The 18,133-nt window shown below is 70.2% G+C and carries 17 protein-coding genes; 4 read left to right on the top strand and 13 right to left on the bottom strand.

The features are described from left to right. Window positions 1-64 precede the first annotated feature (64 nt). The 10 genes from pruA to FB559_RS19835 all read right to left on the bottom strand — a co-directional run bounded on the left by pruA (window position 65) and on the right by FB559_RS19835 (window position 10,366). On the bottom strand, window positions 65-1,696 hold the full coding sequence (pruA, locus tag FB559_RS19880) for an L-glutamate gamma-semialdehyde dehydrogenase (RefSeq protein WP_141957020.1): 1,632 nt from the start codon (window positions 1,694-1,696) through the stop codon (window positions 65-67). A gap of 76 nt (window positions 1,697-1,772) precedes the next feature. Next, the gene (locus FB559_RS19875; protein WP_141957019.1) at window positions 1,773-2,405 is read right to left on the bottom strand and encodes an HAD family hydrolase; all 633 of its coding nucleotides are present in this window, start codon (window positions 2,403-2,405) and stop codon (window positions 1,773-1,775) included. A gap of 73 nt (window positions 2,406-2,478) precedes the next feature. Then, window positions 2,479-2,961: a hypothetical protein gene (locus FB559_RS19870; protein ID WP_141957018.1), complete on the bottom strand. Its 483-nt coding sequence runs from the start codon at window positions 2,959-2,961 to the stop codon at window positions 2,479-2,481. After that, window positions 2,958-3,578, bottom strand: a complete 621-nt coding sequence (locus FB559_RS19865) for a TetR/AcrR family transcriptional regulator (RefSeq protein WP_141957017.1) — start codon at window positions 3,576-3,578, stop codon at window positions 2,958-2,960. The genes FB559_RS19870 and FB559_RS19865 overlap by 4 nt, the downstream gene beginning before the upstream one ends. 128 nt (window positions 3,579-3,706) lie before the next feature. After that, complete coding sequence (locus FB559_RS19860) at window positions 3,707-4,213, bottom strand: DUF6912 family protein (protein WP_141957016.1); 507 nt, start codon at window positions 4,211-4,213, stop codon at window positions 3,707-3,709. A gap of 42 nt (window positions 4,214-4,255) precedes the next feature. Then, window positions 4,256-4,900, bottom strand: a complete 645-nt coding sequence (locus FB559_RS19855; protein WP_246121766.1) for an HAD family hydrolase — start codon at window positions 4,898-4,900, stop codon at window positions 4,256-4,258. Window positions 4,901-4,954: 54 nt separating this feature from the next. Next, window positions 4,955-6,586 (bottom strand): ABC transporter ATP-binding protein, encoded by a 1,632-nt coding sequence (locus FB559_RS19850; protein ID WP_221640085.1) that lies wholly within the window; start codon window positions 6,584-6,586, stop codon window positions 4,955-4,957. Between the two features lie 4 nt (window positions 6,587-6,590). Beyond that, the gene (locus FB559_RS19845; protein ID WP_141957015.1) at window positions 6,591-7,487 is read right to left on the bottom strand and encodes an ABC transporter permease; all 897 of its coding nucleotides are present in this window, start codon (window positions 7,485-7,487) and stop codon (window positions 6,591-6,593) included. A 55-nt stretch (window positions 7,488-7,542) separates the two neighbouring features. Next, a complete protein-coding gene (locus tag FB559_RS19840) occupies window positions 7,543-8,496 on the bottom strand; it encodes an ABC transporter permease (protein ID WP_221640084.1) in 954 nt (317 codons plus the stop codon). 67 nt (window positions 8,497-8,563) lie between these two features. Next, a complete protein-coding gene (locus FB559_RS19835; protein WP_141957013.1) occupies window positions 8,564-10,366 on the bottom strand; it encodes a peptide ABC transporter substrate-binding protein in 1,803 nt (600 codons plus the stop codon). A 303-nt stretch (window positions 10,367-10,669) separates the two neighbouring features. Here FB559_RS19835 and FB559_RS19830 point away from each other — a divergent pair, with 303 nt between their 5' ends. Genes FB559_RS19830 through FB559_RS19815 form a run of 4 tightly spaced genes read left to right on the top strand, consistent with a single transcriptional unit; the run spans window position 10,670 to window position 15,295 of the window. Beyond that, a complete protein-coding gene (locus FB559_RS19830) occupies window positions 10,670-11,791 on the top strand; it encodes an ROK family transcriptional regulator (protein WP_141957012.1) in 1,122 nt (373 codons plus the stop codon). Continuing rightward, complete coding sequence (locus FB559_RS19825; protein ID WP_141957011.1) at window positions 11,788-13,242, top strand: M81 family metallopeptidase; 1,455 nt, start codon at window positions 11,788-11,790, stop codon at window positions 13,240-13,242. Before FB559_RS19830 ends, FB559_RS19825 begins: the two co-directional genes overlap by 4 nt. A gap of 23 nt (window positions 13,243-13,265) precedes the next feature. Further along, entirely contained in the window at window positions 13,266-14,015 is a 750-nt protein-coding gene (locus tag FB559_RS45580; RefSeq protein WP_141957010.1) for a copper homeostasis protein CutC, read from the top strand. Continuing rightward, window positions 14,012-15,295 (top strand): DUF5010 domain-containing protein, encoded by a 1,284-nt coding sequence (locus FB559_RS19815; protein WP_246122511.1) that lies wholly within the window; start codon window positions 14,012-14,014, stop codon window positions 15,293-15,295. Before FB559_RS45580 ends, FB559_RS19815 begins: the two co-directional genes overlap by 4 nt. Before the next feature lie 83 nt (window positions 15,296-15,378). Here the strand turns inward: FB559_RS19815 and ftsL are convergent, their stop codons facing one another. From ftsL to FB559_RS19800, 3 genes are all read right to left on the bottom strand, one after another. Beyond that, window positions 15,379-15,882 carry a cell division protein FtsL gene (gene ftsL / locus FB559_RS19810; RefSeq protein ID WP_141957008.1) on the bottom strand — a complete coding sequence of 168 codons (504 nt, stop codon included), beginning with the start codon at window positions 15,880-15,882 and terminating at the stop codon, window positions 15,379-15,381. A gap of 255 nt (window positions 15,883-16,137) precedes the next feature. Further along, window positions 16,138-17,418: a sensor histidine kinase gene (locus tag FB559_RS19805; protein WP_141957007.1), complete on the bottom strand. Its 1,281-nt coding sequence runs from the start codon at window positions 17,416-17,418 to the stop codon at window positions 16,138-16,140. Continuing rightward, complete coding sequence (locus tag FB559_RS19800; protein ID WP_141957006.1) at window positions 17,418-18,086, bottom strand: response regulator transcription factor; 669 nt, start codon at window positions 18,084-18,086, stop codon at window positions 17,418-17,420. The genes FB559_RS19805 and FB559_RS19800 overlap by 1 nt, the downstream gene beginning before the upstream one ends. Window positions 18,087-18,133 lie beyond the last annotated feature (47 nt).

Here is an 18,133-nt window from a genome sequence, read left to right as displayed (position 1 = left end):
GCCGGCCGCCCCCGCGCGAGGGTGGCTCCCACCAGGCGCGGGAGCCACCCTTGTCACGCGAGGCTCAGGAGCCCATGTGCGGGTACCGGTGGTCGGTCGGCGGGACGAGGGTCTCCTTGATCGACCGGGTGCTGACCCAGCGGGTCAGGTTGAAGATCGAGCCGGCCTTGTCGTTCGTGCCGCTGGCCCGCGCGCCGCCGAACGGCTGCTGTCCGACGACCGCGCCGGTCGGCTTGTCGTTGACGTAGAAGTTGCCGGCGGCGAACCGTAGCCGGTCCGCTGCCGCGGCGATGGCCTGGCGGTCACGCGCGACGATCGCGCCGGTCAGGGCGTACGGCGCGGCGCTCTCCATCTGGGTGAGCATCGCGTCGTAGTCGGTGTCGTCGTAGACGTGCACGCCGAGGATCGGGCCGAAGTACTCCTTGGTGAAGATCTCATCGCCCGGGTCGGCGCTCTCCAGGATGGTCGGCTGGACGAAGTAGCCCTCGGAGTCGTCCAGGCCGCCGCCCACGAGGACGCTGACGCCCTCGTGCGCCCTGGCCCGCTCCAGGGCCTCCCTGTGCTTGGCGAACGCCCGGTCGTCGATGACCGCGCCCATGAACGCCGACAGGTCCTCCGCGACGTTGCCCATGGTCAGGGACTCGACGGTGCCGAGAAGGTCATCGCGCATGCCGTTCCACAGCGAGCGCGGGAGATACGCGCGCGAGGCCGCGGAGCATTTCTGGCCCTGGTACTCGAAGGCGCCGCGGACCAGGATCGTGGCCAGCGCCTTCGGGTCGGCCGACGGGTGGGCGACCACGAAGTCCTTGCCACCGGTCTCGCCGACGAGCCGGGGGTAGGCGTGGTAGCCGGCGATGTTCTCGCCCACCGTGCGCCACAGGTGCTGGAAGGTGCCGGTGGAGCCGGTGAAGTGGATGCCCGCCAGGTCCGGCTGGCGCAGCGCGACCTCCGAGACGGCCTGGCCGTTGCCGGTGACCAGGTTGATCACGCCCGGCGGGAGCCCGGCCTCTTCGAGCAGCCGCATGGTGAAGTGCGCGGCGAACGTCTGGGTCGGGGACGGCTTCCACACCACGACGTTGCCCATCAGCGCGACCGAGGCCGGCAGGTTGCCGGCGATCGCGGTGAAGTTGAACGGCGTGATCGCGACGACGAAGCCCTCCAGCGGCCGGTACTCCGCCCGGTTCCAGACGCCCGGGGAGGAGATCGGCTGCTGGTTGATCAGCTCACGCGCGAAGGAGACGTTGAACCGGAAGAAGTCGATCAGCTCGCAGGCCGCGTCGATCTCGGCCTGCTGCACCGACTTGGACTGGCCGAGGATCGTGGCGGCGTTCAGCGTCGAACGCCAGGGGCCGGCCAGCAGCTCGGCGGCCCTCAGGAAGATCGCGGCGCGGTCGTCGAACGCCATCGCCCGCCAGCCCGGTGCGGCCGCGCGTGCGGCCTCGACCGCCGCTTTGACGTCGCCGGCGGTGGCGTCGCCCATCCGGCCGAGCACGTGGCCGTGATTGTGCGGCTCGACGGCGTCGATCGGCTGCCCGCCGCCGAGGCGCTGCTCGCCGCCGATGGTCATCGTCAGGTCGATCTGCTCGCCGGCGAGTTCTTTGATCTTCGCCTCGAGTGAGGTCCGGTCCTGACTACCGGGGGCGTACGTCCTGACCGGCTCGTTCACGGGGATCGGTACGTTCGTCACAGCGTCCATGCAAACTCCTCGACGTCGTCGTCATGAGCATCGTCGCACGTGATGCCTTACCCGACAAAACGACCGTTGATCCAGGTCAGATGTGCACTGTGACGTCGGAGAGACGGTCGATGACCGGCACTCCGAGCCGGTCGAGATCGGCGCGTGTCTGCAGACCGCCGGTGTAGAGGATCGCCCGCGCGCCGACGTGCCGGGCGGCGATCGCGTCGTCGACGCTGTCCCCGACCATGACCACGTCGGCGGCGTCGACGTCGAGCGCGGCCAGGTGACGCACCATGAACTCCGCCTTCTCCCCGCCCGCCTCCTCGGCGCGCAGCCCGTCGACCCGACGGAAGGACAGGTGGATGCCGAGCTCGCGTACGGCGACGCCGAGGCGGTCGTGCCGCCACATCGACAGCACCGACTGCGTGTGCCCCTCGCCGGCGAGCAGGTCGATCGCGGCCTGGGCTCCGGTGGCGAGCCCGCAGCGCTCCATCAGCCGGTGGTAGGTGTCGTGGAACGCGGCGTCGAGCCGCTCCCACTCTCCCTCTTCGAGCGCGCGGCCGAGGATCCGCTCGTAGGAGGCCCAGATCGGGCGGCTGTAGACCGAACGGTAGTGGTCCAGCTCCATCGGCGGCAGGCCGTAGGAGCGGAAGACCTCGTTCGTGGCATCGAGGATGGCATCGCGGTCGTCGAAGAGCGTGCCGTTCCAGTCCCAGACGATATGCATGACGTCCAAGAGCATAAGACGCCGCACCGACAACGACGACGGCCTCACCCCGGCTCGGGGAGTCCCCGAGGTGTTACGAACGCGCCGGCACGGGCCGCTCGTCGCGAGGTCGCCGCAGGCCACGCCCGCGGTAGGTCATCACCAGCTGCTGGACGCCGAACGTCACGCCGATGCCGAGCCACAGCGCGTTGCCGTTGAAGGGCTCGTCCAAGACGAGCACCGCGAACACTCCGAGACCCAGCCGCGTGGCGAGTGTGGTGATCCACAGCAACAGTGTCACCAGGCCGCCCCTGCGGTACAGGCGCCCGCTCGCATCCCGCCACATCGGCATGGTGCGGCCGCGGAGGACGCCGAACACCACCGACACCAGCAGGCCGACGACGAGGATCGCGATTCCGGCCACGGTCATGCGGGCCGGACCGGGCGGCACGCAGCCACGCGCGATCAGCAGGGCGACCCACAGGTAGGTCAGCGGCCGGACAGGACGGACTGAGAACTGGCTGACGATGATCACTGCGGTGATGCCCGCGACCAGCAGCAGGTTGGGGGTCGTCACGACGAGGACTCTCCGATCAGGTGCTTCGCGAGGACCTGGGACAGGACGGCGCGGAACGCGCGGTCATGGGCGGGGTCGGCCGGATCGTGCCCGAGCCCGGCGAGCCAGGAACGGCGGCCCAGCGCGTACCCGTACGCGCTGGACAGCGCGAGAAGGACCACCTCCTCGATACGGGCCCGGTCCGGCATCTCGGGCTCGGACAGGACGACGCGTATGCCGGCCTCCATGGCGTCGACCAGCTCGGACAGACCCTCCGATGAGGCGCCGGCGTCGTGGGCGTGGAGGCTGGACCAGGCGAAGAGGCGTACGTAGCGCTCGTCCGCGAGGATTTCGAACAGCACCTGCGTCATGTCGTTCGCGTACGGCACGCCGCGGTCGGCGCGCATCCGCTCGCGTACCCGCTCGCGCTGCCGTTCGTTCTCGCGCTCGAGCACCGCGCGCACCAGGGCGGAGTAGGTGCCGAAGTAGTGGGTCACGAGACCGTGGGTGACACCGACGGCATCGGCGACCTTGCGCAGGCCGACGCCGTCCGGACCGAACTGGGCGATCAGGTCGGCGGCGGCCGTGAGGATCTCCTCGCGCGCTTCCTCCGGCGTACGCCTGCGTCGTCGTGTCATTACCGCACCCCTTGTTTGCAAGGGTGACAATAGCCTGTTGGCAAGCGTGCCAACAAGGGGCTTCGCAGGGAGAGGGCCGGGGGCGTACGGGAATTCCGCCGTCCGCCTGGACGAGACGCCGGGAACGCCTAGGAGAACAGGTGCGGAAGCTCCTGTGTGGCGTACCACATCAGCTCGTGGCCGGCCGCGCCGTCGACGGTGAAGCGCGCGTCCTCGTCGCCGGTGTCGGCGGCCGTCACCGCGGTGCGGGCGGCGCGTACGTCGGTCTCGGCCTCGGCGTCGTCCACGTGACCGGACACGATCCGGTCGAACGAGATGGGCCGGATGATCCGCACCAGGGCGCGGTCCTCGGCGTCCACCAGGTCGCCCGCGCCGTGGGCGATCGCGTCGTCGGGCACCTCCGCGACGATCACGACACGGCGTGACGCCGCCTCGGGGTCGGCGGCGAGCAGCCGCAGTGAGTCCTTCGCGGCATCCGCCATCGCGGCGTACTCGAGCTCCTCGAGGTCGGCCGAGGCGTACCACTCACGCAGCGCCGGTGTGACGGCATAGCCGGTCAGCGGTACCGGCCCGAGCTTGCGATCCCGGAGGATCTCGGCGAGTCCGCTGAGCGTGGACGGAAGATAGACGCGCATGTCGTTCATGAGTGTGCCAGTACGCGGTACGGAATGCGCGCACTACCTGAGCGACACCCCGAGTAGCTCCTCCAGGCGCGCGGCGGTGCCGTCGGCGTCGACATGGTGGACGCCCACGATGCCGAGCCGCTCCGCCGCGCGTACGTTGTGCTCGATGTCGTCGATGAACGCGCAGTCCTGCGGCGGCAGGTCGAGCAGCTCCAGGGCGTGCTGGAAGATCTCCGGGTCGGGCTTGCGCAGCCCCACCTCGCCGGAGATCACCACGCCGTCGAACAGCTCGGCGAACAGCTCACGCGGATAGCTGTTGCCCCACGAGTTGGACAGCAGGCAGGTGCGGATGCCGGCCGCCCGCGCCTTGCGCAGCACCTCGTACATCGGCTCCACCGGCTCGAAGGCGGCGAACATCCGGGTGAGCAGGCCCTCGGCCGCCACCGCCGCGCCGCCACGAGTGCGGAGCCGCTCGGCCAGCCTGCGCTCGAACTCGGCCACCGGGAGGGTGCCGTCCTCCAGGCCGTGGACCGGGCTGACGACGCCGTCACCCGCGTACGCGTTCTGGAACCACTCGCGCATCACGGTCCGGTAGCCGTCATTGTCGATGTCGTCCGCCTGGATCCAGGCCCCGATCGCGTCGCGCAGCGGCGTCGTGAGCACGCCGCCCCAGTCGGTGATCAATCCGCGTAGCGTCACGCGCTCGATGGTAAGCGCCGCGCGGACGCCGAATCGAACCGGGTTCGGGCGGTGTCAGATGCGGTGCCGCTCCTCGCGCCGCCTCCGCTGGTCGACGGGATCGGGCACCGGTGCCGAGGTCACGAGGCGGCGCGTGTAGTCCTCGCGCGAGTCGAAGAGCACCTCGTCGCGCGGGCCCACCTCGACCAGCCGTCCCTCCTTCATGACCGCCACCCGGTCCGACACCATGCCCACGACGGCCAGGTCGTGGGTGATGAACAGGCAGGCGAAGCCGAGGCGTTGCTGGAGTTCGAGGAAGACCTTGAGCACGGCGGCCTGGACCGAGACGTCCAGCGCGCTCGTCGGCTCGTCCGCGATGACCAACTGCGGGTCGAGAGCGAGCGCCCGCGCGATGCCGACGCGCTGGCGCTGCCCACCGGACAGCTCGTGCGGGTGCCGGCGGCGTAGCGCGGGGTCCAGCTCGACGCTCTTCAGCAGGGCGACCACGCGTGCGGTACGGTCGCCGACCCCGTTGATGACCAGGGGCTCGGCCACGCAGTCGCCGACGGTCATGCGCGGGTCCAGGGACGACGCGGGGTCCTGGAAGACGATGCCGCACCGGCGGCGCAGCCGGCGAAGGTCGCGTCCCCTGGCGTCCGTCAGCGCCTCGCCCAGCAGGCGCACCGACCCCGAGGTGGGCTTGAGCAGGCCGATCGCGGCCCGGCCCACGGTGGACTTGCCGGACCCGGACTCACCGACCAGCCCCAGGACCTCGCCCTTGGCGATGGTGAGTGACACGTCGTCGACCGCGCGGTTCTTCCGGCCGCCCTTGCCGCGGAACTCCACGACGAGGTGCTCCAGGGAGAGCGCGACCTCCTCGTCCGCCTGCGCCGTGCGGGTGCGTCCCTCGCCGCGCGCGAGGCGTGGCACCGAGGCCAGCAGCTTCTTGGTGTAGTCGGCCTGGGGCCGGGCGAACAGATCCTCGACGGTGGCCTGCTCGACCACCTTCCCCTGGTACATCACGACGACCCGGTCGGCGATGTCGGCGACGACGCCCATGTTGTGCGTGATCACGAGCATCGCCATGCCGAACCTGGCCCGCAGGTCGCGGAGCAGGTCGAGGATCTCCGCCTGCACGGTGACGTCGAGCGCGGTCGTGGCCTCGTCGGCGATGAGCACCTTCGGCTCGCACGCGATCGCCATCGCGATGACGACACGCTGGCGTAGCCCGCCGGAGAGCTCGTGCGGATACTGCCCGAGCCGGTCACGCGCGTCGCGGATGCCCACCGTCTCCAGCAGCTCCGCGGCCCGCTCCAGCGCCTGCTTCTTGGACAGGTCCCCGATGTGCAGGCGCAGCGCCTCGGCGACCTGCCAGCCGACGGTGAACGCCGGGTTCAGCGCCGTCATGGGCTCCTGGAACACCATGGCGACCTCGGCGCCGCGTATCGTCCGCAGCCGCGCCCCGTCCAGCGTCGTCACGTCGACGCCCCCGACACGTACCGTCCCGGTGGTCGTGGCGGTCGGCGGCAGCAGGCCCAGCGCCGACATCGACGTGACGCTCTTGCCCGACCCGGACTCGCCGACGACGGCGACGACCTCGCCGGGCGCCACCGTCAGGCTGACGCCGTCGACCGCGCGTACGCCGTCCCGGCCGCCGCCGAACGAGACGGCAAGTTCCTCGAACGCGAGCATGGGTGTGTCGGTCATCGGGTCACCGGCCCTGGAGTCGTACTTCGAAGGAGTCGCGCAGCCCGTCGCCGATGGCGTTGAACGCGCACACGACCAGGACGATGGCGATGCCGGCCGGGAAGATCAGCCACCAGTAGCCGTCGTAGGTGTAGGAGATGCCCTTGCTGAGCATGCCGCCCCAGTCGGTCTTGGGCGGAGCCACTCCGAGCCCCAGGAAGCTGACGTAGGCGATCAGCAGAATGGCGTCCGCCACCTGGAAGGTCGCGTTCACCACCACGGTCCCGATGGCATTGGGGATGATGTGACGGAACACCGCGCGCCGGTGACCGCCGCCCATCGCCCTCATCGCCTGCACGTAGTCACGGCTGCGCAGCGACAGCGCCTCGGCTCGTACGAGCCGGGCGGGCACGAGCCACGACACGCAGCCGATGATCAGGATCTGGACCGGCACGGTGGGCCGGACGATGGTCGCGGTCACCAGCAGCAGGAACAGCGCCGGGATCGCGATGCCGGCGTCGACGACCCGCATCATGATCGCGTCCAGCCATCCGCCGGCGTAGCCGGAGACGGCACCCCAGATGGTGCCGATCAGCGTGGCCAGCAGTCCGGCGGCGATCCCGATTTCAAGGGACGTCTGGCCCCCGATCATCAGACGTCCCAGCTCATCGTGGCCGACATCGTCGGTGCCCAGAAGATGTCCCCCTTGACCGGGAGACAGGTTGGCGCCGGCCAGGTTCGTGTGCGTCTGGTCCGTGTGGTGGACCAGCGGGCCGAGGAAGCAGAACAGCAACAGCGCGGCGAGGATCACCAGCCCGGAGACGGCGAGCCGGTTGGCGAAGAACAGCGACGCCATACGCCGGTACGACCCGGCGACCCGTACGGGAGCCGGCTCGGCGACGACCTGGGCGGAAAGACTCATGAGCCCTCCTTCGTCGGAGGAGTGACCATAGACGCTGTGTTCTTGGTTCGCTCGCTCATCGGATCGCGCCTCTCACCCGTGGGTCGACGAGCGCCTGGAGGACGTCGGCGAGCAGCGACCCGATGACGGTTGCCAGCGCGATCACCAGGACCGCGCCGAGCAGGATCGGATAGTCCGAGGTCTGGGCGGCGTTCCAGAACAGCAGCCCCATGCCGGGGTAGTTGAACACCGACTCGATCACCAGCGCCCCGGAGAACAGGACCGGAAGGTAGTAGCCGAGCATCGCGATGATCGGCGTCAGGGAGTTGCGCATGATGTGCAGCCAGACGACGCGCCGCTCGGAGGCGCCCTTGGCGCGCGCGGTGCGTACGTAGTCCTCGGCGAGGTTGTCCAGCACGGCCGAGCGCATGTACCGGCTGAAGGCCGCCACGGTCGCGATCGCCCCGGCGAGCACGGGCAGGATGAGCGCGCGTGAGTCGGCGAACAGGCCGGCGATCGACTGGGTCTGCGGCGCCTGCGGAGGCAGGAGCTGCGTCTTCTGGGTGAAGACGATCACCAGGATGAGGGCGAGGAAGAAGACCGGGGTGGCGTACCCGACGAACACCAAGGTGGTGACGGCGTAGTCGGCCAGGCCCTTGCGGCGCCGTGCCTGCCACACGCCCAGCGGGATGGCGACCAGGAGGGCGACCAGCGTCGACAGGCCCGTCAGCACCAGCGTCTTGGGAATCCGCTGGCCGATCAGCGAGGCCACCGACTGGTTGAGCGTGTACGACTCGCCCAGGTCACCGTGGAACAGCTCGCTGAGGTAGGCCCAGTACTGCTGGAACAGCGACTTGTCGAAGCCGTGCTCGCGGTTGAACTCCGCGATCGCCTGCGGGCTGGCCTTCGGGCCGAGAATGCCATGGGCCGGCCCGCCCGGCACGGAGTGCAGCAGCAGGAACACGATCACCGTCACGAAGAAGATGACGACGATCGCCTGCCCGATCCGCTTTGCCAGGAAGCGCGTCAACGGGATGCCTCCGACCAGGGGGGTGGAGGCCCGGGACGGCAGGTCGCCGTCCCGGGCACGTCGGTTACTACTTCGCCAGGTACCAGCGCTGCGGCTGGATGTTCGCCAGCGGGTCCTGGATCACGCCACGCAGGTTCTTCTTGATCGCCGACACCTGGTAGGCGGGGTTCGGCATCCAGATGACCGGCAGGCTCTTGGTGACGTACGCGTCGTAGTCCTGCAGCGCGGCCGGGTCGGTCGAACTGGTCGACTTCTTGATCAGGTCGTCGACGGCCGGGTCCACGTAGCTGCCGAGGTTGGTGCCGCCGGTGCTGCTGAAGATCTGCTCACCGCTCGGGTACGCCGGGAAGTACCAGCTGCCCGCCGTGCCGAAGAAGGAGAGCTGCCAGGAGCAGGACGACTGGCTCGGCTTGCACTGCGCCGTGTGGTCGAGCACCGAGTTCAGCGGCTCCGCCTTGATCGACAGGCCGATTCCGATCTTGGACAGGGAGGACTGGACCTCCTGCATCATGTTGTCGGTCTCGGTGCTGCCGCTCTGGCTGTCGATGGTGAACTTCAGCCGGGTGCCCGCCTTGATCCCGGCACCGCACTGGGTGGCTCCGCTGCCCGCCTGTGCGCACGACGCCACGCCGTTCGCGATGGTCCAGCCGTGCGAGGTCAGCAGGGCCTTGGCCTTGTTCAGGTCGAACGGGTACGGGTTGGTCTGCTGCGTCGGCGAGAGGTACTTGGAGACCGGCTGCTGGGGTACGGGCCCGTAGCCGGGCGCGGCCTCGTCGTGCCAGAGGACCCGGGAGATCGTGGACTGGTCGATCGACATCTGCACGGCCTGCCGGACGTACAACTGCTTGAACACCGCGCCCATGGCCGGGTTGTTGAAGTTGTACGGGATGTAGGTGATGGCCCAGCCGTTCCAGGGCTTGACCTGGTACCCGGCGTTCTCTATCGACTTGCTTTGGGAGACCGCCAGCGCCGGCAGGTAGCCGTAGTCGACGCCGCCGGAGCGTACGACGTTCAGCTCCGCGTCCGAGGAGGTGAACGGCTTGAACGTCACGCTGTCCAGGTGGGCGGTGTCGGGACCGGTGTACTTGGGGTTCTTGGCGAGCGTGACCTGGCCGGTGGTCGTGAACTCCTTGACCGTGAACGGGCCGTCGGCCGCCTTCCACAGCGGGTTGCTCGCGTACTCCGAGAGCTTGCCCGCCTCGCCGGTCAGGTACTTGAAGACCTTCTTGGCCCCATCGGTGGTGCGGTCGTAGTCGCCGGCCTTGCCGCCGGCGCTCTGGACGTCCCAGACCGCCTGCGGGATCGGCGTGACGTAGGTCAGCTGGTTGGCGGTGAACCAGTCCGGGTTGTACGCCTTGGTGAGCTCGAGCTTGAACTCGGTGTCGCTCACGGTGTCGAACTTGGCGACGTTGTCCGGCAGGTCACCGGCGTTGTAGTTGCCCCACTGCGCCTTGTTGGCCTTGACCAGGTTGAACCAGAACTCCACGTCGCGGCTGGTGACCTTCTGGCCGCTCGCCCAGGTGAGGTCGTTCAGCTTGATGTCGACGGTCTTGCCGCCGTTGGAGTACACCGGCGGCTTGGCGACACCGGCCTTCTCGTCCAGGGCGACGGTGCCGCTGGTGCCGTCGTAGGTGTAAAGCGGGAGGAAGACCTCCTGGCGGATCGAACCGTTGAACGACGCCAGGTGACCGGGCGTACCGATCGGGAAGATCCAGTTCGGCGTGGCGTTCGGCGGCATGGCGAAGGTGACCGATCCGCCCTGCTGGGCGGTGCCACCCTTCGCGTCCGATCCTTGGTCGCCGGAGGAACAACCGGCGGCCAGCAGGGTGACGGCCGCGCCGATCACCGCCAGCGTCAGTGGTCTCTTCATCGGTGCTCCATGTGGGGGACGTCCATCGTTTTCGGCGGAATGCTGGCGGCGACGATACATGCCCATATCGAATGAAGACAAGGCGCAACCGAATTAAGTGCCTGACCTTGTGCGCGACGAACCGGCTGATTACGGCCGTGTTACGCGGATGGACGGTGGACGAGGTTGCCATGGCTTGCTATCGTCCAGCCAAGTTCTGGGATTAACCTTCGTTCTCGAAGTAAGTCCTTAAACTTCGTTCGACCAAGCTTGATCGCTAGGGTTGCCGCCGCAACCACGGATCGCCGCAGTGAAGGAGCCACCATGTCGGCCGCGCAGATCATGGGGCTCGTGGCGTCCGGCCAGGCCACTTCGCGTGCGGATCTCTCGCGCCTGCTCGGCTGGGCGCCCTCGACCGTGTCCTCCCACGTCCAGGACCTGCTCGACGCGGGCCTCCTGGAGGAGTCCGGTGAGGGCCGGTCGCGCGGCGGGCGGCGGCCCCGCCTGCTGAGCGTCCGCGCCGGAGACGGGGTGATCCTCGGCGCCGACCTCGGCGGGCACCACGCCAGGATCGCCGCGCTGGACAGGGCCGGACGGCCGCAGACCATCCGGGACCTGGAGATCGACGTCGCGGCGGGCCCCGAACCGATCCTCGAGCAGGTCACCGACGCTCTGCTCGAACTGGGCGGCGGACGCCCGACCCTCGGGCTGGGCGTCGGGATGCCAGGGCCGGTGGGGCTCGGCGGCGTCGTGGTCGGGCCGTCGCGAATGCCGGGCTGGAACGGCTTCTCCGTACGCGGCTGGCTGACCGAGCGCTTCGACTCGGCGATCCTCGTGGAGAACGACGCGAATCTCATGGCCATGGGCGAGGCCGTCACGCGCGGTCCCGAGCTGCGCGACTTCGTCTTCGTCAAGGCGGGCACGGGCGTCGGCGCGGCCGTCGTCGGGGACGGCCGGCTGTACCGCGGCGCCCGTGGCATCGCCGGCGACATCAGCCACATTCGGGTCCCGGCCGGCGGCGACCGGCCGTGCAGCTGCGGAAACTTCGGCTGCCTGGAGACCATCGCCAGCGGCGCCGCGCTGGTCGACGCGGTCAAGGCGGACGGCGTCGCCGTGGCGAACACCGCGGACCTGGTGCGCCTGGCGCGCGACGGCAACCCGACCGTCAACACGAACCTGCGCTTCGCCGGCCGGCAGCTCGGCGAGGTTCTCGCCACCGTGGTCAACTTCTTCAACCCCCAGGCCGTCATCCTCAGTGGCGCGCTGGCCGGCTGCGACATGTTCGTCGCCGCCGCGCGGGGCGTGCTCTACGAGCGCTGCCTGCCGCTCACCACCCAGGAACTCCAGATCGGGGAGAGCGTGGCCGGGCCGGACGCCGGGCTGCTGGGCATCGGCCGTCTCCTCATCGACCAGGGCCTGGCCACTCCCGTAAGGACCATCCCGTGAAGCCTCTGCGCATCGGCATCGCCGGAATCGCCATCGAGTCGAGCACCTTCTCCCCGCACCGCACCCGGCTGGTGGACTTCCGGGTCACACGCGACGAGGCGCTGCTCGCCCGCTACTCCTGGATCGGCGCCCCGTGGTGCGACGGTGTCGAGTGGGTGCCGCTCCTGCACGCCGTCTCGCTGCCCGGCGGTGCGGTCGAGCCGGAGGTGTACGACGCGCTCGAAGCCGAGATCGTGGAACGTGCCACGGCGGCCGGGCCGCTCGACGGCCTGTTCTTCGACATCCACGGCGCGATGAGCGTCGTCGGCCGTACGGACGCCGAGGCCCGGCTGGCCTCGGCCGTACGCGGCGCGGTCGGCCCGGACACGCTGATCTCCACCTCGATGGACCTGCACGGCAACGTGTCACGCGAGCTCGCCTCGGCGGTCGACCTGATCACCTGTTACCGGATGGCGCCGCACGAGGACGCCTGGGAGTCGCGGGAGCGCGCGGCGTACAACCTCGTGGAGCGTCTCCACGACGGCGGACGGCCACGGAAGGCGTGGGTGCAGGTGCCGGTGCTGCTTCCCGGCGAGAAGACCAGCACCCGCATCGAGCCGGCCAAGAGCCTGTACGGCCGGATTCCCGATGTGGAGGCCCTGCCGGGCGTGCTCGACGCCGCGATCTGGGTCGGCTACGCCTGGGCCGACGAACCCCGGTGCCGCGCCGCCGTGGTGGTGACCGGCGACGACGAGGAGGCCATCACCGCGCACGCGCGTGAGCTGGCCGAGGGGTACTGGCGGGCCCGCGCCGACTTCGCGTTCGTGGCGCCCACCGGCACGCTCGGCGAGTGCCTGGAGACCGCCATCGCGAGTGACGCCCGGCCGTTCCTGATCAGCGACTCCGGTGACAACCCCACCGCGGGCGGCGCCGGCGACGTGTCCTGGACGCTGAGCGAGCTGCTCGGCGTGGAGGAGCTGCGCCTGGGCAAGGTGAGCGCGATCCACGCGAGCATCCAGGACCCCGCCGCCGTCGCGACGGCGTTCGCCGCGGGCCAGGGCGCCGAGGTGATGATCCGGGCCGGCGGCCGAATCGACTCCGGCCCGTCCGGGCCGGTCGCCATCGCCGGGACGGTGCACTCGCTGGTCACCGGCGACGAGGTCGGCGGCGACATCGCGGTGATCAAGACCGGCGGCCTGCACGTCATCCTGACGTCGCGGCGCAAGCCGTACCACACGATCGCCGACTTCACCGCGCTCGGCCTCGACCCGGCCGGCACCGACCTGGTGATCGTCAAGATCGGCTATCTCGAACCCGAGCTGTACGACCTGGCCGCGGACTGGCTGCTCGCCCTCACCCCCGGCGGCGTCGACCAGGACCTGCTCCGGCTGGGCCACCACGGCGTACGGCGCCCGCTCTTCCCGTTCGACCCCGAGATGCCCGACCCGGACCTCACGCCGGAACTGCTGTGAGTGCCCCCATCCGAGAGGAACCCATGCGTTACGAGATCTGCCTGGAGTCCGCCGACGACGTCGCCGCCGCGGCGGAGGCCGGTGCCGACCGGGTCGAGCTCTGCGCCGCCCTGTTCGAGGGCGGGATCACCCCCAGCCACGGAATGATCGAGCAGGCCGTCGCCGTCGCCGCCGGCCGGATCAAGGTCCATGTGATCATCCGTCCGCGTGGCGGGGACTTCATCTACAGCCCGTCCGAGGCCGAGGTGATGCTGCGCGACATCGAGACGGCGAAGATGGCGGGCGCCGACGGGGTGGTCATCGGCGCGCTGACCCCGGACGCGGAGATCGACACCGAACTGTGCGGCCGGCTCGTCGTGGCGGCCCGCCCGTTGAGCGTGACGTTCCATCGAGCGTTCGACGTGGCCCGCGACCCGGAGGCGGCGTTCGAGGACGTCATCGCCCTGGGCGTGGACCGGCTGCTCACCTCGGGGGCTGCCCCGAGCGCGCTGGAGGGCGCCGACCTGATCGCCCGCCTGGTGGACAAGGCCGCAGGCCGGATCATCGTGATGCCGGCGGGCGGCATCAACGAGCGCACGGCCGCACGCGTGGCCGAGCAGACCGGCGCGCGGGAGCTCCACTTCACCGCGAGCGAGGCGGTGCGGTCGAAATCCCGCTTCCAGCCCGCGGGCATCTACATGGGCGGCGCTCTCTACCCCCCGGAGACCACCCGCTCGGTGACCACACCGGGCCGCATCCGCGCCATCATCGACGCGTCCGGGCTCTCCGGCTGATCGGTCCGATATCTCTGCAGACCTCGGGTGTCGACTTCGTCGCGCCGACCATCCGCGGAACCCTGCCTGCCAAGCCGCAGTACAACGGCGGTGGTGACACCACCAAGCTGGCGGACCTCGTGGCCGCCATCAAGCGGCGCGGCGCCGCCATCAAGATCAGCGCACTCGACGACACCGCCGCCTCGCTGACCGCGAAGAAGAACCTCGACAAGCACGGCACGAACACCTATGACCCGAAGTTCGACGTCGGCGACTCCCAGGGCACCGGCGAGGGCGGATACAAGTACTTCTGGGAGTACAACCTGGAGAACTGGTTCAAGGTCGTCCCGGCGGACATGCGCTTCACCCTCAGCGGGCGGCCGGTGATCTACGAGTGGTCGCTGGCGGACTCCTTCTTCACCGACCAGGGCGGCGGCCACGCCGCCGCCATGCTGAACTACGCCAAGCAGCACGCGCAGTCCGAGTTCGGCGTCGCGCCCTACTTCATCGTGGACAACAGCTGGATCAAGGAAGACCCGGCCGCGCAGGACGTGGTCGACGGTGTCAACGACTGGTTCTCCATGACCAGCAGCTCCACGCTCGCCACGTTCAAGGGCGACACGTTCGGCGTGCTCGTCCCCGGCTACCACACCGGCGCCGCGACCGACCTGTCGAGGGACATCCCGGCCGCTCACGGCGACACGCTGCGTACCGGCCTGGCGAACACGGTGGGCAAGGGCGCCCTGGTCACCCTGGTCGAGGGCTTCAGCGACTGGAAGGAGAACTGCGCGCTGTGGCGCGGCCGGCCCGGAACCTACGACGCCACCCGCTACGACTACCCGAACCAGATGATCAACATCTTGCGGCAGTACGCGCGCGACCCTTTCCAGACCGGAGTTCGCATCGAGGCCGAGGGCGCCGACTCCACCTCCGACACCACCGCGGGCAACCTCTACAAGACCTACCGCGACGGTGACACCGACATCCAGGCGACCACCGACGGCGGCCCCGGCTGGAACGTCGGCTCCACGGCGGCGGGCGAGTGGCTGCAGTGGAAGGCCCTGCCGATGAGCGGCACCGTCACCCTCAAGGTGCGGGTGGCCACGGTGTCCGCGAACTCCCAGATCCGCTTCGACGTCGACGGGAAGACCGGCCCGGTCACCACGCTGCCCAGCACCGGCGCCTGGACGACGTACCAGACGGTCAACGCGGGCACCTTCACCTTCGCGGCCAACAGCGTGCACGACGTCCGGATCACCTTCCTGAACGGTGGGGTGAACCTCAACTACTGGACCGACTGAGCCTCGCCGCCCGCCGGGGCGTGATCGCCTGCCGCCGCCCGCGCCTGAGCCTTCGGCCCATGGCGCGGGCGGCCGATGACGGACTACCGCGAGGCCGGCGCGGCCGGCGGGAACGCGCGTGGGCCGGCGTCCCGCATGCCCAGGCCGCGTGCCTTGGCGTGCAGGACCCGCGGGTCGCTCTCCCGCGCGATGTCCACCCGCAACCCCTGCCGACGCTCGTCGAGCCGCTGGTTCTCCCGCTGCAGCTCGCTGCGCGTGAACGCCTGCTGAGCGAGCGCGGTGTTCAGCAGGAGCAGGCCGACCAGGGCGCCGCCGAGCAGGCCCACGACCAGCACGGCGAACGGTGCCTGCGGCGCGGTCGCCGCGCGGCGTTCGGCCGCACGGACCGGCCGGCGCGGCGCGGTGGTCCGGCGCTCCGGCGTACGCGCCGTACGCGCCGCCGCCGCGCGACCGGCGGCCGGGGTGCCGGTACGAGCGGCGCCGGTGCGCCGTACCGTGCCCGCACGTCGCCGCGTGGTCTCCGATGGCGCGTCGGTGGTCTCGGCCGCCCGGGTACGCACCTCCGGCGGCGACGTCATGGTCTTCATCGCTTTCCCCTGTGTTCGATCCGCTGTGTCCGCGGGTCGTCACCGCCGGCGTGAGCACGCCGGCGCGGTCAGGGACCCGCCGCGGCGCCGGCGAGTCCGACCGAGGAGAAATGCGGCACCGCGTCCGCCGTCACCCCCATCCATCTGGGGGCATAGACCTGAAGACCGACATAGACGTGCACTCTCCTCATGACCGGCGACAATGCACGGAGCGTAACGATCTTCCCGTGGCGGACGCCACCGAATTTCGGGCCGCTACCGGCGCGACGCGTCCGCGGGGCCGGCCGGGAGCACGGCCCGAAGGCAGGCGCCCGGCTCCGGCGTGGTGGCGACCGACAACGCGCCGTGGTGGGCGACGGCGATGTCTCGGGCGATGGCGAGGCCGAGTCCGGAGCCGCCGCGGTCTCGGTCGCGGGCCTCGTCGAGGCGGGTGAAGCGGTCGAAGACGATCTCGCGTTGCTCCTGGGGGATGCCGGGACCGTCGTCGGCGACCTCGAGTACGGCGTGTGAGCCGTCCGCTCGCACGCGGACCATGACGGTGGTGGTCGCGTGGCGGACGGCGTTGTCGACCAGGTTGGCGACCAGTCGCCTGAGCTGGTCGGCGGACCCGCGGACGAGCACGTCGGCGGCGATGTCCAGCGTGACCGTGACGTCGGGTCGCGGCCGGCTCTGGGCGGCCTCTTCGGCCGCCACCTGGCCGAGATCCACCTCCTGGTCGCGCGGGGGTTCTCCCGCGTCGAGGCGGGCGAGCAGGAGCAGGTCGGCGGTCAGCGTCTGGATCCGGTCCACGTCGACCAGGGCCTGGGCCGGCACCGCCGGCGCCTCGGTACGGTAGGCGGTCAGCTCCAGGCGGGTGCGCAGGACGGCCAGCGGGCTGCGCAACTCGTGTGCGGCGTCCGCGACGAATCGTTTGTGCTGCTCGACGGCGACCTGCAGCCGGTCCAGGGTGGCGTTGACCGTACGGGCCAGTGCCGCGATCTCGTCGCGGGAGTCGGGTTCGGGGACCCGCTGGTCCAGGTCGTGGGCGGTGATGTCGGCCATCTTGCCGCGGATCGCCGAGACCGGTTTCAGCGCGCGGCCCACCGCCGTCCAGGTGAGCAACGCCACGAGCAGCAGGAGTGCCGGCACGCCGGGCAGGAGCAGGTGCCGCAGAGTCGCGATCGCCTGCCGGGTCGGCGCGAGCGAGGACCGGCCCTGGATCGTCACCGTCTTGCCCTGGGCGTCCACCTTTTCTCCGGCCACGACGTAGCCGGATCCGGTCTTCCAGGTCGGCCCCTCCAGCGCCGTGGTCACGTTGACGTCCCGGGTGACGGCGGGCACTCCCGGGGGCTCCGGCAGGGATCCCGCGACCTTCACCGCGGCGGCCACGGCCCTGGCCTTCTCGGCCGCCTCGGCACGCGCGCTCTTCTCCAGGTTGTCCTGCAGGACCATGAGCAGGACGACCGAGGCCAGCCCGAGCGCCACGGCCACGGTGAGCACCGCCGCCGCCGTGGCACGCAGTCGTACGCCGCCGAAGCGCGGCAGACGCCGTGTCATCAGGCCTCCAGCCGGTAGCCGGCACCGCGGACGGTGACGAGAGTGGCGCGCCCGAACGGCTTGTCGATCTTGCGGCGCAGGGCGCTGATGTAGACCTCGACGATGTTGGAGTCACCGTCGTAGGCGAAGTCCCATGCCTGGGACAGCAACTCGGTCTTGGTGATGACCTCGCCGGCACGGCGCGCCAGGCCGTGCAGGATCGCGAACTCCTTCGGCGTCAGCGCGATCGGGATCTCCGCGCGGCTGCAGCGCAGCCCGGCCGGGTCGACCTTCAGGTCCCCGACGGTGATGACGGCCGGGCGCTCACGTATGCCCCGGCGGAGCAGGGCGCGCACCCGGGCGAGCAGCACCATGTAGGAGAAGGGTTTGGACAGGAAGTCGTCCGCACCGTTGTCGAGCGCCTGAGCCTCGTCCCGCGCCGTGTCCCGGGCGGTCAGCATGAGGATCGGCGTCCAGATCCCGGCCGCGCGGAGCCGGGCGCAGATCGCATTGCCGTCCAGGTACGGCAGCATCACGTCCAGGATGACCACGTCGTACGGGTTCTCGGTCGCCAGCCACAGTCCCTCACGCCCGTCGTAGGCGAGGTCGACCGCGAAGCCCTCTCCGGCCAGACCGTCCTTCAACAGATCGGCGAGGCGCCGCTCGTCCTCCACCACCAGTATCCGCACCGGCCCAGCGTGACGGGCCCTACCTAAAGCCACGATGAAGATGGGCT

The sequence above is a fragment of the Actinoallomurus bryophytorum genome, assembly GCF_006716425.1.
Lineage (GTDB): Bacteria > Actinomycetota > Actinomycetes > Streptosporangiales > Streptosporangiaceae > Actinoallomurus > Actinoallomurus bryophytorum.
The sequence above is the reverse complement of the archived record's forward strand: the minus strand, read 5'-3'. Positions and strand labels throughout refer to the sequence as shown.

Coding starts and splice junctions, on each gene's coding strand:
- pruA (WP_141957020.1), bottom strand. CDS start 1,696: ATGGACGCTGTGACGAACGTACCGATCCCCGTGAACGAGCCGGTCAGG.
- FB559_RS19875 (WP_141957019.1), bottom strand. CDS start 2,405: ATGCATATCGTCTGGGACTGGAACGGCACGCTCTTCGACGACCGCGAT.
- FB559_RS19865 (WP_141957017.1), bottom strand. CDS start 3,578: ATGACACGACGACGCAGGCGTACGCCGGAGGAAGCGCGCGAGGAGATC.
- FB559_RS19860 (WP_141957016.1), bottom strand. CDS start 4,213: ATGCGCGTCTATCTTCCGTCCACGCTCAGCGGACTCGCCGAGATCCTC.
- FB559_RS19850 (WP_221640085.1), bottom strand. CDS start 6,586: ATGACCGACACACCCATGCTCGCGTTCGAGGAACTTGCCGTCTCGTTC.
- FB559_RS19845 (WP_141957015.1), bottom strand. CDS start 7,487: ATGAGTCTTTCCGCCCAGGTCGTCGCCGAGCCGGCTCCCGTACGGGTC.
- FB559_RS19835 (WP_141957013.1), bottom strand. CDS start 10,366: ATGAAGAGACCACTGACGCTGGCGGTGATCGGCGCGGCCGTCACCCTG.
- FB559_RS19830 (WP_141957012.1), top strand. CDS start 10,670: ATGTCGGCCGCGCAGATCATGGGGCTCGTGGCGTCCGGCCAGGCCACT.
- FB559_RS45580 (WP_141957010.1), top strand. CDS start 13,266: ATGCGTTACGAGATCTGCCTGGAGTCCGCCGACGACGTCGCCGCCGCG.
- ftsL (WP_141957008.1), bottom strand. CDS start 15,882: ATGAAGACCATGACGTCGCCGCCGGAGGTGCGTACCCGGGCGGCCGAG.
- FB559_RS19805 (WP_141957007.1), bottom strand. CDS start 17,418: ATGACACGGCGTCTGCCGCGCTTCGGCGGCGTACGACTGCGTGCCACG.